Below are 15,092 nucleotides of genomic sequence, written 5' to 3'. Positions count from 1 at the left end.
TAACTAAGTGACCTATCAAGAGACAGTTTGGGATTCTTCACCATCACTAAAATCCTACACCCTATCGAATTTTAGAACTCTTCCACAAATTCAGAAACTTGGGGAAGACATTCAATTCGAAATGGAAGTTGTTGGAAATGTATTGCCATTTAAAGCAAATAACTACGTTGTTGAGCAATTAATTGATTGGAATAATATTCCAAATGATCCTATGTACGTACTAACTTTTCCACAAAAAGGAATGCTAAAACCTGAACACTATGAAAAAATGGAGACTGCGTTAAAAAATAATTTGGATAAAAAAGAAATTACAGCCATTGCAAATGAGATTCGTTTACAGCTAAATCCACATCCTGCAGGACAGATGGAACTAAATGTCCCTACACTAAAAGATGGAACAAAATTATATGGAATGCAGCACAAATACAAAGAAACCTGTCTTTTCTTTCCAAGCCAAAGCCAAACATGTCATGCATACTGTAGCTTTTGTTTTAGATGGCCACAATTTGTTGGAATGGATGAAATGAAGTTTGCAATGCAGGAAGGACAACAACTAGTACAATATGTTAAAGAGCATCCAGAAATTAGTGATGTCTTATTTACAGGTGGAGATCCAATGATCATGAAAGCAAAAATTTTCTCAAAATATGTTGATTCTCTACTTGATGCTAAACTTCCTAATCTCAAAACAATTAGAATTGGAACAAAAGCTTTGTCATATTGGCCTTACAAATTTTTAACTGATTCAGATTCTCAAGAAATGTTAGATGTATTTAGAAAAATAGTTGATAGCGGTATTCATCTAGCAATTATGGGTCACTTTAATCACCTAAATGAATTAAAAACTGATGCAGTAAAAGAGGCAATTAAAGTAATTAGATCTACTGGCGCTGTTATTAGAACACAATCTCCACTTTTAGCTCACATAAATGATGATGCTGAAATGTGGGCAAAAATGTGGACTAAACAAGTTCAATTGGGATGTATTCCATATTACATGTTTGTTGTAAGAGATACTGGTGCTCAGCATTACTTTGGTGTTCCTTTAGTAAAGGCTTATCAAATTTTCAAAAAAGCATATTCATCAGTTAGTGGATTGGCAAGAACTGTTCGTGGACCTAGCATGTCAGCAACACCAGGAAAAGTACATGTTATTGGTACTGCAGATCTGCACGATCAAAAAGTAATTGTTTTACGATTCTTACAAGGTAGAAATCCTGACTGGGTTCAAGTTCCATTTTTTGCAAAGTACGATGAAAATGCAATATGGTTAGATGACTTGAAGCCTGCATTGACTGAAAAATTCTTTTTTGATGAAGAGATGAAAAATTTCAAAAAATCAAACCCCCTTGATGACTATCCTGAATCCTAAAATTATTTGTGAAAATCAGTCAAAGGTTTTTAAAATCAATTAAAGTTTTTTTAGTATTGAAAACAAAACTCTTGTTTTTATTTTTATTATTTGCTTCAGGTTTAGCAGGTACTGCATATGGGCATACAGTTGATTCTGTCGGAGAATATAGAGTAGAAATAGGTTGGATGAATGAACCAGTTGTTTCTGGTGAAACTAACGCAATTGAATTTTTTGTTAGTCCACTTGAGCCTGGATTAGAACTTGAAGACCAAGTTTTTAAAAATGGAATTGTAGGATTAAAAAAAACAGTTAAGATAAAATTAATCTATAAAGATGAAAGTATAACACTTCCTTTATCACCAGATCATAATATTCCAGGAAAATATTATGCATTCATTAATCCAACTATCTCTGGATTTTATCAAGCAAATATTTTGGGAACAATTGAAGATACCCCAATTAGTTTATCAATGCATCCACCAAAAGTTGAAGAACGTGCTTACATTGAATTCCCTGAACCTTCTGATCTTACTTTGAATCAAATAATTGATGGACATACTGCACTAATTAGTGATGTAAATGATTTGAAAGAATCTGTTATTTCTCTTGAAGAATCTAAACAGCAAATGGATATAGGATATATTGGAATTGGAGTTGGAATTATTGGAATTGGCATTGCAATAACTGCACTTGTAAAATCTAAAAAGAACTAAGTAGAATTTGAAATTTTATCTTGATTTTTAAATGAATGTTTTAATAATATAGGTCCAATAATAATAGTTCCCAATATTACAAAAATTAATGTAGAGAAAATATTTTCTGAAATAATTCCATAACCTAAACCTAACCCTGCAGTGATAAATGCAATTTCTCCTCTTACAACCATTCCATATCCTATTCGTAAGCCTTTGTTCTTATTTTTGAGTAATATGATAGCTGGAACACCCGCACCCAAAATTTTACCAAGAATGGCAATAACCAAAATTACTAAAAATAAAGATAGATCCACACTTAGGATATTTGTAATATCAATCTGTGCACCTATAACTGCAAAGAAAAATGGCGCAAAAATTATTTGTAATTCCCCAACAAACTCTTTTACTTGCCGCACTAACTTTGAACCTGCAATTCCCATTCCTGCTGCAAATGCTCCTACTATAGGATTAAGTCCAATACTTGCAGCAATAGCTGCTATACCAAAAGCTGAACCTAATGCAGTTGCTTGCTTTGTACCTCGTGATTCAAGGGAGGTTGGTCTCATAGTTGCAACAACATGAACTATCTTGGGAAGTAAAAATATAGAAGCTAATAGAAGCACAATCCACAAAATTAATGATTCTGAGATCTCAAATAACACCAATTCCAAAGATGGTAATGCATTTCCAATCACAATTGAAATAATTGATGATAAAATTGCTAATCCTAATACATCATCAAGAACTGCTGCATTAACTAAGATATTCCCTTCTTGTGTTTTCTCTTTATCTAATTCCTCTAGAATTGTTACAGCTGCTGCAATACTTGTTGCACTTAGAGTTGCAGCAATGATGAGTGCAACCATCCACTCAATTCCAAATAAAATAGAAATACCATATCCAAGTGCTAATGGGACAATCACTCCTGTGATACCGACAATGATAGCTTTAACCCCCGCATTCTTTAAACTAGAAAAAGGAAAATGAAGACCAGCTGAAAATAGAATTATAATTCCAGCAATTTGCCAAAACGATAAGATTAATTCATTTAATTCTATAATTGGCCTATCAAAGAATTGTATCCATCCACCAAATGCAAATGGGCTTAATATTATTCCACCAATCACAAAACCAATTATTTCAGAAATTCCAAAATGTTTGCAAATTCGACCTAATAGCATTGAAGGAATAACTAAAACCAAAATACCAATCAATGAAGGAATTGCATCAAATTCTAGAACCATTGATCATTAAGATTAAACTAAATTATTAAAACTAATTTTTAAAAATCAACTTTGAGATGTGCTTTTAGATTTATTCATAGAATTTTTTGAAATCTTGTAGAATATTGCTCCAACTCCAATAATCACTAATCCTACAAGCACAACTTCAATTTCAAATTGGAATCCCATATAGATTGAAATCCCTAACCCAAATAATGGAAGAATTGGAAATTTACCAATATTTATCGGAACTCTAAACTTTCTTTCAATATCAGGCTCGGTGTAACGTAATACAATTACTGCTAAATTTACTGCACCAAAGGTTATCACAATTGCAAAGACTGTAATGTTTGCAACAATTACAATATCTCCAATTAATGTAAAAATCAATGAAATGACTAAAATCAAAATGACTGCTATCCAAGGAGTTTTTGTTTTAAAATGAATTTTCGATAATATGGAAGGAAATACTTTTTCTTTTGCCATTCCATAAAACATTCTAGAACCTGCAACAAGTGTAATCAAAACTGTATTGGTAATAGCAAAAAGAGCAATTGATGAAAGTAAGATATGAGCTTGTGCACCTAATCCTCTTTCAGCTACTAATGCTATTGGTGCAGCCGAAGTTGCTAATTCTTCCCAATTTACAACTCGTACAACAGCTAAAGAAACTAAAATGTAAATTGTTCCAGATATTAAAACTGACAAAATTATTGCTCTTGGAATTGTTTTCCTTGGTTTTCTTACCTCTTCAGCAATATTTGCCATATCTTCAAATCCAATAAATGCAAAAAATATCAAAACAAACGCAATAGCAATTCCAGTAAATCCAGATGGACTTTCAAGATAATTTACAGGTTCTGGACTAGTAAATGTAAAACCAATAATAATTATCAGTATTAGTCCTGCAGCTTCAATTATTGTAAAAACAGTATTTGTCCATGATGATTGTCTAATTCCCACAAAATTTACAATTGAAAGAATAACTAACAATCCCATAGCAGAAATAATTATTGGAATGTCTACAAATTCAGCAAAATACCCGCCAAACCCTAATGAAACTGTTGCAGCAGTAATAATTGATGTGATGGCAGTTAGCCATCCTATGATAAATGCAAAAAAATTATTTTTAAAAGCATTTTTAATGAAAACATATTCTGCAGCAGCTTTTGGAAATACTGATGATAACTCCGCATAACTAAATCCTGCAAATAACGCAACAACAGATCCTAACGCAAATGAAATCCATACAGTATCTCCTGCAATACCTGTGGCTTCTCCAATTAAGACATAGATTCCAGCACCTAAAATCAAACCTACCCCATACATGGTAAGATGAAAAAGACCCATGTGACGCTTTAATTCAGACATTTACTACAAATCCTAAGACACCAGAAAATTTAATCCGTATCCTACAATGTAAGCAACCATTGCTGCCACACCCCCAATGATTAGTGTAATTATTCCAGCACGAATCATGGAACTTTTAACAATTTTTCCTTTTATCATTCCTACCAGAAAAAATGCAGAAAGAACAGAAATTGTAGAATAGATAAATGCATTTGAATTTGATTCAAACCCCAACACCATGAAAATCATGAATGGAACTAAAGGAATCACTCCAATCAAATTAAAACCAACAAAAGTACTAACAGAACTATCTAGTGGTTTCTTTTCGTCTTCAATTAAGCCTAATTCTTCTTTCATCATCGTATCTACCCAAACTTTTCTTTTAGATGTGATAATTCGTACAACATCCTCTAGTAATTCATCCTTGAATCCTTTCTCTCTGTAAATTTCTCTGATCTCATCAATTTCTTGTTCTTCTAAATTATCAATCTCCCACTCTTCTTGCCTTCTTTTCATTTGAACAAATTCATTTCGTGCCTTTGATGCTTGATAATTGGCAGCTGCCATTGAAAATCCATCTGCAAATAAATTTGCAAATCCCAAAATCAAAATAATACTAGGAGATAATGATGCTCCAACTACTCCGGCTACTATAGCAAAAGTTGTTACAGCACCATCAATTGAGCCATAAATAAAATCATCAAAATGCCATTTCATATTGATCCAAGAGCTCTCATGATATCAGTTTTACTAAAAATTCCAGAAATACCATCATTACCATCAAGAACTATTAATCCACTAACATTATTTTCTAAGAGGATTTTACATGCAACAGCTAAATCTTCATTGAATTTTACAGTGATTAATCCTTTGGTCATCACATCTCTTGCTAATGAAATATTCCCAAATCCTTCTTCAGATAGAAATCCTCTTCTAATGTTCTGTGAAAGATTAAATCCAGAATAATCTTCTTCACTACCAAGTTCAATTGAAATTCTAAATAAATCCCTAAATGAAATAATTCCAACTGCTTCTTCATTTTGATTTTTTACAATGATTCTTGAGATCTTCTTCTCCAACATTTTTCTTACAACTTTATACAATGGAGCTGCAGTATGAGTAAATTCATAATCATGAGTCATAAAATCAACTACTTTCTTTTTTCCTGAAAAGTTTTCTGCAACAAATGTAACTAGATCGCTTTTTGTAATAATTCCTTTAACTTCTTCATCTTTCCCAATTGCTAATGAGCTAATTCCTTTCTCAATCATAATTTTTGCTGAATCTTTATGATTTAATCCCTTATCTACAAACTCAATTGGTTTCATAATTTTACTGATAGGAATATCATCTAGTCCCTGCATTGTATTTTCTGAAAATAAAAACAATCCTATGTCTTTCTCAGTAATTATTCCAACATGTCTTCCATTATCTACAACAACTAGCCTACTAATTTTTGTATTCAATAGCATTCTAATTGCATCAGAAATTGTTGAATTTTTAATAATTGAAATTGGATTATTTGCTATTTCTTCTATTGACAATTCTTTTTTTATTGATTTTTTGTATAAAAACTAAAGTATAATTTCCAAATTTGATTACATTTTACCATTTCAACATTGGAAATAATGAATTTGTTTATATTGGAAGATTCTAAATTTTTAGTATGGCTAAATTCAATAAAATTTTAGTGCCTCTTGATGGTTCTCCAAACTCTATGAGAGGATTAGATAGAGCAATTGAAATTGCAAAAGGTGGAAATGCTGAAATAACTGGATTTTATGTATTTCATTTACCATTAGCTGCAGGGATAAAGTATACTGCAAAAATGAAGGATGAAGCACAGAAAAAAGCTGTTAAAGCAATTGGTCCTGCAATGAATAAAACTCAAAAGGCTGGTGCCACATTCAAATACAAAACCGGTGGTGGTCATACTGGATCTGAGATTGTTAAAGCCGCAGAAAAAGGAAAATTTGACATGATAGTTCTTGGAGCACGAGGTATAGGAGGAGCTAAGGAGACATTCCTTGGAAGTACCTCAAATTATGTAATGCACAAAACAAAGATCCCGGTATTAATTGTGAAATAATTCATTTCTAATTTTTCCATTTTTTCACATCCTTGATATTCTGTAAGTAAAAACCTACAAGTATAAGGAATATGAAAATTAAATTTTGATGGTGTAAAAAATGGTAGAAAGTAATTATGATATTTTAGGTATTGTAGAAAGTTCAACGGAGAAGGAAATTAGAGATGCGTTTAGAAGATTAGCACTTCAATATCACTCAGATCGTGGGGGAGAAAACGATCAATTTATCAAAATTAAACAAGCATATGAAGACATCAAAATTGGTAAAAAATATCCTGACACTGATCTTGAAAAACTAAAAAATTCTAAAGTATATTCTGGTGATTCAGAAGCTGATATTAGACGAAAAAATCAGATTCTAGGTCAAGAATTATCAAAAGAAATGAAAACTGCCGAAGAATGGGCAGCAGCTTTGAACAGGTCAGGTGCCACTGGAACAAGACTATTTGGTTCTAAAACTCTGGGAGAAATTGAATTAGAAAGGAAAGCAAATGGTGCTCTATCAATTAAAGGGAATTTTATGGCTGGAAATCTAACTTATGATGGTCCAATAATTATGCAAGGAAGTGTTTCAAGTCCTTCATGGACTGAGGAATTTAAAACTAATATTCATCTGACTTCAGGAGATTTCAAATTTGTTGATCCTGTTGAAAATAAATACAGAATTGAAAATGGCGCTACAATTATTGCAGATAATGGAAACATTGTAGTTGGAAATGTTTTTGGAAGAAAATTCAAAGTTGAAGATCCACAAGGAAGAGTTGGTATTTTTCAAATCATTGAACATAGAACACATCTCTCTGCACCAAATGGAAAAATTATAGCTGAAAACCTTGTAAATTCAGTATCAATAGAAGCAGATACTGCTATTATTCTAAATGTAGAAGATGATGTAACAGTAACTGCACGTGAAATTTTATTTTATGGTGGAAAGTTTACTTATGATTCAACTATTGAATTAAAACAAGGTGGAACCATTAGATTCTTTGAAAATTTTTCAATTCAAGGATTAAGTGGTGATGCAATTATCAGACTTGAAAATGGAAAAAAAATTCGTCTGTTTGATGTAAAAACTAAAAAAATCAGAGACTTATCGGATGAATTTGTTACCAATAAAGAAAATTATGGTAAAGATGACACAATGGTTGGGCATGGATTTACAATTACTTATGATATGCTAGATAACCTTTCAAAGAAACCATCTAAAAAACAAAAAAGCAGTTGGAAATCTAAATTTGGATTATAAGAAAATTGATCATTTTGGTTCTAATTGGTTGTATACTTTAGCAAAAAGTCTATTTTCTTTCTAATTATCCCAATTTCCTTTTTACTTCATATACCCTATAATCATATTTTTGTTTCAATTCAGCCACAACTAATTCATCAAAACTGTATTCTGAAAAACTTTTTGAAATATTATTCATGTTCTCTCCAATCACTATGCTGTTTTTTGGACATAATGAATTAATCTTAAAACATCGATTCACTGTTGGGCCGAAAATATCACTAATATTTGAAGTTGTACTCTCAGCAACTTTGACAGAGCCATATGTCAAACTAATTTTATAATCAATTTGAGGCATATTTTCAGCTTTGAGTTTCTCTTGTAACTTTTCATGTGATTCAATCATTGATAAGCAACATTCAAAAATATTTTTCAAAACTTTTTGATCTGCAATATTTACATTTGGGAATCTAAACATTAGAGCATCACCAATGTTTTTTACCACTTCACCATTATACTCTCGAATAATTTTTGCCATAAAGTTTAGGAAAATTTCATATAACTTTGTAACATCTTGATCAGATAATTTAGATGAAATTCTTGTCGAGTCTGACATGTCAATCACCCCAACACAATCATTTTGCTCGTGCTGAGAAAATTTTAACAGCATATCGCCTTCAAGTTGTTTGATTACCTTCTCTTTGCGTTTAATCTCAATTATTGAGTCTTGAAGCTTTTCAGCCATTGAATCAAATGCATGAGACAATTCACCAATTTCATCGCCTGTATTAATCTCAGTTCTTACATCAAAGTCTCCACTTGAAATTTTATTTGCAGCATTTTTTAATTTAGTTAGTGGCCTTGATAGTGATTTAGAAATACCAAAAGCTACAATTCCCATTATTATTGTAATTACTATTCCTGTTTCTAGTATTCTCTCTTGTAGAATTATTATTGGTTTTTCAACTTCTGATTCGTCAATTTCTGCAAGTAAAGTAATTCCTAAATCATCTGCACAATATGATGAACCAAATATTGGAATTCCTCTATAATCTTTGTAAAACCCAATGTATTCTTCACCCTCGTTGAAGCATTTTTGAACTGGCAAAGTATCTACTTTTTGTTCAAACACAGCATTTTCAAAAAATCTAGATTCCGATAACATCATAAACTTGTCATTTACGATGTACACTTCCCCTGTTTCTCCCAATCCACTTCTACTAATCAAAACATTATCTATTGATGCTGTCCTCATTCTTGAAATGATTACACCAATTGGTTCATCTCCTTTTTTACTATCACTTGCAACAATTGGTGAAACAACAATCATTTTTTTACCAGACTCTGCTGGTTCAAATTCTATAAAAGATTCTTTTTGACCTCTTTGAAAAAATGGATCATTAGTGAAATCTTCATCACTATTTGCTCCAAGAGAAAAGAAAACTTTTCCATTAGCACCAATAATTTTTACATCTTCAAACCCAATGGAAAATCCAATAAGCTTCTGAAAAGCTTGAATCTGAATTAAAAAATCTCTACGATTGTTTTCTTTTAATTCTTGAAATTCATTTTCAGAAGATTGATTCATTTGTGAAACTAAAAGTTGAATCATTGGATCACTTGCAAGAATATTATTTTGATCAATTCTTGATTCAAAAAGAACCCTAAGTGAATCTCCGCGCACACTTGATTCTCCTAATAATTGATCTCCTGCTCTTTGTTTTAGTATTTGATCTGCATAATTGAAACTAAGAAATCCTGTAATTGAAAGAGCAACAACTGATACGATCATTACCAAAAAAATTAGTTTTTTACCAAGATTGATTGAAATTACCATTTTAACTCTACATTCATTTTATGTTAATATGAAACCTTCTACAAATCTTGAGTTAATATATTTGGGTTAATTCTTTGATTTGATAATTACTTCTCATCGATGAAAATTAAATCAAGTATTTATTTAATGAGCTAATAATTTTAAAATGTGAAGTTTTTAATATTTTCAATAATTTTTACAATTTTAGCCTCAATTCCTGTCGTTTCTGCAGATGAGTACATTATTGATATTCCACTAGGAGCATATAATCCAGAATTAAACACTCCTGCTGAAGTATGGTATGATCCACCACAACTATACGCCACAGTAGGTGATACAATTACTTGGTATAATGATGACAAAGAAGGTCATACTGTTACAAGTGGAGAAGGATCTGGGAGATTTGGATGGATGAGTGATAACTTTGGAACTCCAAATGGAATTTTTGATAGCGGTAGATTCATGCCAGGAGAATCATGGTCATACAAATTTGAAGAATCTGGTACTTTTTCTTATTATTGCACTATTCATCCATGGATGGAAGGAGTGCTAATTATTGAAAAAGAAATTCCAGATTATCCACATGATGCAACTGGTGCAAAAATAGATTTTCCATTATTACAATATACACCAGATTTATCTTTGGAAGTTAATCTATCATGGGATCCACCTGTGATTAAAACTCATGAAAAAATACAATTTGTATATCAATTCTATGATCCTCAAACGAATTCAAATCTAGCAGAAATGAAATACAATTTTGTAATATTTCAAAATGGAAAAGAGATTTTCCGAGATGAAGGACTAAGTCAGATTGGAGGTGATTACAGAAATTTTGTTTTCAGTGAGTCTGGTTCAATCATAGTAAGGATTGAGGGAATTCATACTCCCTCTATATTTGCAGAAGAAAGTGTAACTGTCTTTGGAGATGTACAAAATAAAGAACAAAGATCAGTTGATTTTACTACTGCAGTTTATGATAATCCAAAAAAAACATCTCATGAAACCTATCACATTAAACCTGCTCAAAGACTTACCACTTATTACGAATTAATGCTATTCATTATTCTAATTCCAGGCATTCTGTTTATTGGAGCGTTGATTTGGTTAAAGAAAAAACCAAATATTTCACAGGAAAAGACTGGTTCTGTTAAAATCTAAAATAATAAAAAGAAATTAAAAATTGATGAATTAATCTAATCGATTAATTCAGTCCAACCTTTGACGAAGACTGAGTTCTTGTAGAGTGGAACTGGTTGTCCAACAGTAAAGTCCATTGGTCTCATCCAAAAGATTGCTTTTGTTGGGCATACACCGATGCATGCACCATCAGAAATACATCTTTCTGGGTAGAAAACAAATGCTTTACCTCTCTTCCAGCCTTCAACTGGTTTTACTCTAAGGACATCTGGACCTAATGTTGTACAGATTTCTACACATAGTGCACATCCGATACACATTTGTTCGCTGATGTCTGGAATAATTCCTACTGGCATAACAGAATTCAATCTTGATTTCTTCTTAATATAATTTGCCTTAGAATTTCTTGTTATAACGGCGTTTCAAATTTTATAACGGCGTTTAAAAATCTGATCGCAGTTGTATCAGAGTTTTTGATGTTCTATTATGAATGATTTGCGATCATTTTCTTTCAAACTAGTAAAAATCAGATTGCTTTGATTTTTTTTAATAAAATAGACACCTGTTTTTCCAGATTTAATAATCTGCTTTCCTCCTGGCGAAATGATCCATCCGACATTTTCTTTCTTTCTTGCCATTCCAGAAATGACAATTGATGAATTTGTTTGATTTGCCAGTGATGATAGAAGCATAATGCATGAATTTACAAATCTTGCAGATTCTAGATCATCAAACATGTTGTAAACTCCGTTAAATGAATCAATCACAACCAGAAATTTTTCCGTTGAAACTTTGGAGATAATTTCAGTTAATTTTTCTTCCCAGTTTTCTTTCTCAGGATGAAAAATTATTACATTATTATTTTTTGGGATCATACCAGATTTAACATAACCAGTGTAAAGTAAATCCAAGTCTACAAAGATAATCTGATGTTCGATAGAATTGATTAATCTATAAAGAAATTCGGCTTTGTGAAAAGGTTCAGAGCACAAAACTAAACTTGGAATATTTAGCTCAAACTCATTTTTGATATGTGCCAAATCATTATCTACAATTAACTCAGGATTTTTATCCAACACCACTTTAGCATTTAACAGATATAATAATGAATTTAACTTCAAAAGATATTTCTAATGATTTTCCAGATTCAAATAAAATCTATCTCAATAATGCATCAGTATCCTTGATGCCCACTCAAAGTATAGAGGACATGAAAGAATTTTTAATCTCATACAATTCAATTGGCCCTGATTCAAAGGATTCAGAGCCATTTGTAATTGAAAAACTACAAAATGTTAGAAAAATAATTGCAAAAATAATTTCGTGTCAGCCTGATGAGGTAGTTCTTACTCAGAGTACAACTGATGGAATAAATTTTGTAGCAAATGGTCTTTCTTTTGATGAAAAATCAAATATAATCATTCGTGGAATGGGACATGAACATCATGCAAATTATTATCCCTGGATTAAACTCAAAGACAAAATTTCTGTAAAAAATCTTACTATCGATAAAAATGGTTTTTTCGAATTAGATGATTTAAAATCTCTAGTTGATCAAAACACAAAACTAGTTGCTTTGAGTCATGCATTATACAATACTGGCTCGATATTACCTGTAGAAGAAATTGCAAAAATTCTTGATGATAAAATTCCATTCTTTATTGATAGTGCACAAACTGTAGGATGTTTAGGTGAAATGGATGTATCAAAGATAAAATGTAATTTTATGTCATTTAATGGCTCAAAATGGCTTTGCGGACCAATGGGTACTGGATTATTTTATTGCAATAGAAGATCAAGCGAATTACTGAAACCTATGACTATAGGAGGTGAATCTGCAATAATTTATGATGAAACTAATCTTGCTTTCAAAGAACTTCCCGACAAATTTCAAACTGGTTTTAGAAATTATGTCGGAATAGTCGGCTTGGAATCATCTGCAAGGTATTTGATGAAATTTGGTTTGAATAACATTAGACAAAAGAATCAGTACTTGTCAAATATGTTCAGAGAAGAATTATCAAAAATTCCTAATATTATTTTGTATGGACCTGATGATCCAAACGAAAGAACAAGCATAGTATCTTTTAATGTGAAAGGGCATGATTCCCAAAAAGTAGTAGATAGACTTGAAAAACAAAATATTATTTTAGCGGTTAGGGAAATTATGGAGCAAAAAATTATCCGAGTATCTCCTCACTTTTTTAATACTGAATCTGAAATGCTTCAGGTAATTGATGAAATAAAGAAACTATAGATTTTCTTGTTCTTCTATGACCATCATGGTCAATGTTGATTGAACTTTATTGATTTTTCTGATCTTGTTAGTGATAATTCCACGTAGTTTTTCTGCATCATCAGATGTCAATTTTAATACAATATCGTATACGCCATAGACACCTTGAACCTCATATTTGATATCCCCATCAGCTAGAATCTGTTTTACTTCGGCAATTATTGATTCATCTGAACCTAAATCAGAATTTAATAGAACATATGCAGTAGGCACAGGATGATTTTCATCAAAGAGTATTTAACTTTTCATAGTTCATAAATTGATTAATTACCAGTAGTTTCTATTGATATGAAACCAATAGATCTTACACTTACAATTTCAAAATCTATCCCAAGTTTTCCCGGTTCCCCAAAACCTCAATTCATTTTATGGTCTGATATCAAAGATGATGGATACAATCTTGAATTATTGTTCCTAAGTTCTCATACTGGAACTCATATTGATGCACCATATCATTTTGTTAAAAATGGAATCAAGATACATCAAATTCCTATTGATAGACTAGTTGGAAAAGCCATTCTAATAAAACTCAAAAAAACTAGAAACTGCCCTATTACAAAGAAGGATATTATTTTATTTGAAAAAAAAACTGGAAAAATTCCAAATGAATCATCGATTTTCTTCTTTACAGAATGGCAAAAAAATCTGACAAAGAACAATTATTTTACTGAAAATCCGGGACTGGACAAATCAGCTGCAGATTATCTTGTAGCAAAAAGAATCAATCTTGTTGGAATAGATTCTCCAAGTATAGATCTAGGAAAAGATGAATCATTTACTACTCACCATATTTTCTCAAAAAATAATATTCTGATAGTAGAAAATCTAACAAATTTGAATAAGATTCCTTCTAGGGAATTTAATTTTACAATTCTACCACTAAAACTAAAAGATGCAACAGGCTCACCTGTAAGAGCGGTAGCATCATAATTTTATTCAATATTTCGCAATGCTAAAAATACAGCAGTTTCCTATTACTCATATGAGCAAACCTGGGAATTTATGGAGAAAAGTTCATGGAAAAATTACAAAAAAACCAACAAACTTTTCTTGGTTGATCGAAGAACAATTAGCTGGTTCGGGATTTCCCACAACTTTTGATGAATTTAATTGGCTTTTAGATCAAGGAGTAAAATCAATTGTAACTATGACTGAGAATTCATTACCAGATGATTGGATAGAAGATATTGGTTATCTTCATGTTCCCACACCTGATCTAACTGCCCCTGATATGGATAAAATTGATTTAGCAGTGGATTTCATTCATGAACAAATTAGCAACAATCAATCTGTAATGGTTCACTGTGCAGCTGGAATGGGAAGAGCAGGAACAATCCTTGCATGTTATTTTGTAAAATATAAAAAATATGCAGCAAAAGATGCAATTAAAAAAATTCGAGATGAAAGACCTGGTTCTATTCAATCTGAAGTACAAGAACTAGCTATTGGTTTTTATGAAAAACATGTAAAAAATTAGTTCTTAGACAAATTCAGAAACTAATTTTCCATCTACAACTTTAATTTTCAAAGTTTTATTTTCTTGGAAAATCATAGTTAATCCTCCGTCTGAATCAGGATCTTCAACTTTTACAAGTTCTAACATTTTGATTGCATCAAATTTTTCCATTCATATCACCTATTCTGGAATTGACACGGTCTCAATTTTTCCATCAATTGCTTTGATGAACAAAAACCTGTTGTCTTTGAAGATAAAGGTAATTCCGTCTTCTTTATCAGGTTCTTCAACTTCAAGAATTGGTTGTCCTAACAGACCATCATATTTTGCCATATTGAATCTCTCAAAAAGTTCCTTATATCCCTAATTGACCTTGATATTTTTTTATAATAACCGTATTTCTAGGCATGTTTTTCAATAAAATTAGAATACAGAATTAATTTTCTAC

Annotated in this window: 18 protein-coding genes; 8 read left to right on the top strand and 10 right to left on the bottom strand. The window is 31.4% G+C overall.

The features are described 5' to 3' along the window. Nucleotides 1-7 precede the first annotated feature (7 nt). Both C6990_RS01395 and C6990_RS01390 read left to right on the top strand, forming a co-directional pair. On the top strand, nucleotides 8-1,372 hold the full coding sequence (locus tag C6990_RS01395; protein ID WP_182127946.1) for a KamA family radical SAM protein: 1,365 nt from the start codon (nucleotides 8-10) through the stop codon (nucleotides 1,370-1,372). Nucleotides 1,373-1,428: 56 nt separating this feature from the next. Further along, nucleotides 1,429-2,067, top strand: coding sequence for a hypothetical protein (locus C6990_RS01390; RefSeq protein ID WP_255465082.1), 639 nt, complete (start codon nucleotides 1,429-1,431; stop codon nucleotides 2,065-2,067). Here the strand turns inward: C6990_RS01390 and C6990_RS01385 are convergent. From C6990_RS01385 to C6990_RS01370, 4 genes are read right to left on the bottom strand one after another with little or no spacing between them, the layout of a single operon-like run. Beyond that, complete coding sequence (locus tag C6990_RS01385; RefSeq protein WP_182127945.1) at nucleotides 2,064-3,293, bottom strand: cation:proton antiporter; 1,230 nt, start codon at nucleotides 3,291-3,293, stop codon at nucleotides 2,064-2,066. The two genes, C6990_RS01390 and C6990_RS01385, sit on opposite strands and share 4 nt — an antisense overlap. A gap of 45 nt (nucleotides 3,294-3,338) precedes the next feature. Continuing rightward, nucleotides 3,339-4,643 (bottom strand): APC family permease, encoded by a 1,305-nt coding sequence (locus tag C6990_RS01380; protein ID WP_182127944.1) that lies wholly within the window; start codon nucleotides 4,641-4,643, stop codon nucleotides 3,339-3,341. A gap of 12 nt (nucleotides 4,644-4,655) precedes the next feature. Continuing rightward, entirely contained in the window at nucleotides 4,656-5,339 is a 684-nt protein-coding gene (locus C6990_RS01375; protein ID WP_182127943.1) for a VIT1/CCC1 transporter family protein, read from the bottom strand. After that, a complete protein-coding gene (locus C6990_RS01370) occupies nucleotides 5,336-6,166 on the bottom strand; it encodes a CBS domain-containing protein (RefSeq protein WP_182127942.1) in 831 nt (276 codons plus the stop codon). Before C6990_RS01370 ends, C6990_RS01375 begins: the two co-directional genes overlap by 4 nt. Before the next feature lie 122 nt (nucleotides 6,167-6,288). Between C6990_RS01370 and C6990_RS01365 the strand changes: the two genes are divergently transcribed. After that, nucleotides 6,289-6,711 carry a universal stress protein gene (locus tag C6990_RS01365; protein WP_182127941.1) on the top strand — a complete coding sequence of 141 codons (423 nt, stop codon included), beginning with the start codon at nucleotides 6,289-6,291 and terminating at the stop codon, nucleotides 6,709-6,711. A 100-nt stretch (nucleotides 6,712-6,811) separates the two neighbouring features. Then, the gene (locus tag C6990_RS01360; RefSeq protein WP_182127940.1) at nucleotides 6,812-7,957 is read left to right on the top strand and encodes a J domain-containing protein; all 1,146 of its coding nucleotides are present in this window, start codon (nucleotides 6,812-6,814) and stop codon (nucleotides 7,955-7,957) included. A 64-nt stretch (nucleotides 7,958-8,021) separates the two neighbouring features. Here the strand turns inward: C6990_RS01360 and C6990_RS01355 are convergent, their stop codons facing one another. After that, on the bottom strand, nucleotides 8,022-9,773 hold the full coding sequence (locus C6990_RS01355) for a HAMP domain-containing protein (RefSeq protein WP_182127939.1): 1,752 nt from the start codon (nucleotides 9,771-9,773) through the stop codon (nucleotides 8,022-8,024). Nucleotides 9,774-9,920: 147 nt separating this feature from the next. Between C6990_RS01355 and C6990_RS01350 the strand changes: the two genes are divergently transcribed. Beyond that, the gene (locus C6990_RS01350; protein WP_182127938.1) at nucleotides 9,921-10,913 is read left to right on the top strand and encodes a cupredoxin domain-containing protein; all 993 of its coding nucleotides are present in this window, start codon (nucleotides 9,921-9,923) and stop codon (nucleotides 10,911-10,913) included. Nucleotides 10,914-10,948: 35 nt separating this feature from the next. Here the strand turns inward: C6990_RS01350 and C6990_RS01345 are convergent, their stop codons facing one another. Together C6990_RS01345 and C6990_RS01340 are read right to left on the bottom strand one after the other, a co-directional pair. Then, complete coding sequence (locus C6990_RS01345) at nucleotides 10,949-11,248, bottom strand: ATP-binding protein (protein WP_007402606.1); 300 nt, start codon at nucleotides 11,246-11,248, stop codon at nucleotides 10,949-10,951. A gap of 108 nt (nucleotides 11,249-11,356) precedes the next feature. Further along, complete coding sequence (locus tag C6990_RS01340) at nucleotides 11,357-11,971, bottom strand: DNA repair protein RadA family protein (protein WP_182127937.1); 615 nt, start codon at nucleotides 11,969-11,971, stop codon at nucleotides 11,357-11,359. Nucleotides 11,972-11,997: 26 nt separating this feature from the next. Between C6990_RS01340 and C6990_RS01335 the strand changes: the two genes are divergently transcribed. Next, nucleotides 11,998-13,149 carry an aminotransferase class V-fold PLP-dependent enzyme gene (locus C6990_RS01335; protein WP_182127936.1) on the top strand — a complete coding sequence of 384 codons (1,152 nt, stop codon included), beginning with the start codon at nucleotides 11,998-12,000 and terminating at the stop codon, nucleotides 13,147-13,149. On the opposite strand, the gene C6990_RS01330 is transcribed toward C6990_RS01335, so the two are convergent. After that, on the bottom strand, nucleotides 13,144-13,401 hold the full coding sequence (locus tag C6990_RS01330) for an Lrp/AsnC ligand binding domain-containing protein (protein ID WP_182127935.1): 258 nt from the start codon (nucleotides 13,399-13,401) through the stop codon (nucleotides 13,144-13,146). The genes C6990_RS01335 and C6990_RS01330 overlap by 6 nt on opposite strands. A 75-nt stretch (nucleotides 13,402-13,476) precedes the next feature. On the opposite strand from C6990_RS01330, the gene C6990_RS01325 reads away from it, so the two are divergent. Further along, complete coding sequence (locus C6990_RS01325) at nucleotides 13,477-14,118, top strand: cyclase family protein (RefSeq protein WP_182127934.1); 642 nt, start codon at nucleotides 13,477-13,479, stop codon at nucleotides 14,116-14,118. 52 nt (nucleotides 14,119-14,170) lie between these two features. Beyond that, complete coding sequence (locus C6990_RS01320; protein WP_182127933.1) at nucleotides 14,171-14,665, top strand: dual specificity protein phosphatase 23; 495 nt, start codon at nucleotides 14,171-14,173, stop codon at nucleotides 14,663-14,665. 3 nt (nucleotides 14,666-14,668) lie between these two features. Here the strand turns inward: C6990_RS01320 and C6990_RS01315 are convergent, their stop codons facing one another. Together C6990_RS01315 and C6990_RS01310 are read right to left on the bottom strand one after the other, a co-directional pair. After that, nucleotides 14,669-14,815: a hypothetical protein gene (locus C6990_RS01315; protein ID WP_182127932.1), complete on the bottom strand. Its 147-nt coding sequence runs from the start codon at nucleotides 14,813-14,815 to the stop codon at nucleotides 14,669-14,671. A gap of 9 nt (nucleotides 14,816-14,824) precedes the next feature. Further along, nucleotides 14,825-14,977 (bottom strand): hypothetical protein, encoded by a 153-nt coding sequence (locus C6990_RS01310; RefSeq protein ID WP_182127931.1) that lies wholly within the window; start codon nucleotides 14,975-14,977, stop codon nucleotides 14,825-14,827. Nucleotides 14,978-15,092 lie beyond the last annotated feature (115 nt).

Origin of the sequence: Nitrosopumilus sp. b3 (assembly GCF_014078525.1) — an archaeon.
GTDB lineage: Archaea > Thermoproteota > Nitrososphaeria > Nitrososphaerales > Nitrosopumilaceae > Nitrosopumilus.
Note: the sequence above shows the minus strand (reverse complement) of the source record. Positions and strands in the feature narration are given on the sequence as shown.

Bases quoted from the DNA above. Each gene is read 5' to 3' on its own strand.
- C6990_RS01320 (WP_182127933.1), top strand. From the start codon at position 14,171: ATGAGCAAACCTGGGAATTTATGGAGAAAAGTTCATGGAAAAATTACA.
- C6990_RS01315 (WP_182127932.1), bottom strand. From the start codon at position 14,815: ATGGAAAAATTTGATGCAATCAAAATGTTAGAACTTGTAAAAGTTGAA.
- C6990_RS01355 (WP_182127939.1), bottom strand. From the start codon at position 9,773: ATGGTAATTTCAATCAATCTTGGTAAAAAACTAATTTTTTTGGTAATG.
- C6990_RS01365 (WP_182127941.1), top strand. From the start codon at position 6,289: ATGGCTAAATTCAATAAAATTTTAGTGCCTCTTGATGGTTCTCCAAAC.
- C6990_RS01375 (WP_182127943.1), bottom strand. From the start codon at position 5,339: ATGAAATGGCATTTTGATGATTTTATTTATGGCTCAATTGATGGTGCT.
- C6990_RS01325 (WP_182127934.1), top strand. From the start codon at position 13,477: ATGAAACCAATAGATCTTACACTTACAATTTCAAAATCTATCCCAAGT.
- C6990_RS01310 (WP_182127931.1), bottom strand. From the start codon at position 14,977: ATGGCAAAATATGATGGTCTGTTAGGACAACCAATTCTTGAAGTTGAA.
- C6990_RS01345 (WP_007402606.1), bottom strand. From the start codon at position 11,248: ATGCCAGTAGGAATTATTCCAGACATCAGCGAACAAATGTGTATCGGA.
- C6990_RS01380 (WP_182127944.1), bottom strand. From the start codon at position 4,643: ATGTCTGAATTAAAGCGTCACATGGGTCTTTTTCATCTTACCATGTAT.
- C6990_RS01335 (WP_182127936.1), top strand. From the start codon at position 11,998: ATGAATTTAACTTCAAAAGATATTTCTAATGATTTTCCAGATTCAAAT.
- C6990_RS01385 (WP_182127945.1), bottom strand. From the start codon at position 3,293: ATGGTTCTAGAATTTGATGCAATTCCTTCATTGATTGGTATTTTGGTT.
- C6990_RS01360 (WP_182127940.1), top strand. From the start codon at position 6,812: ATGGTAGAAAGTAATTATGATATTTTAGGTATTGTAGAAAGTTCAACG.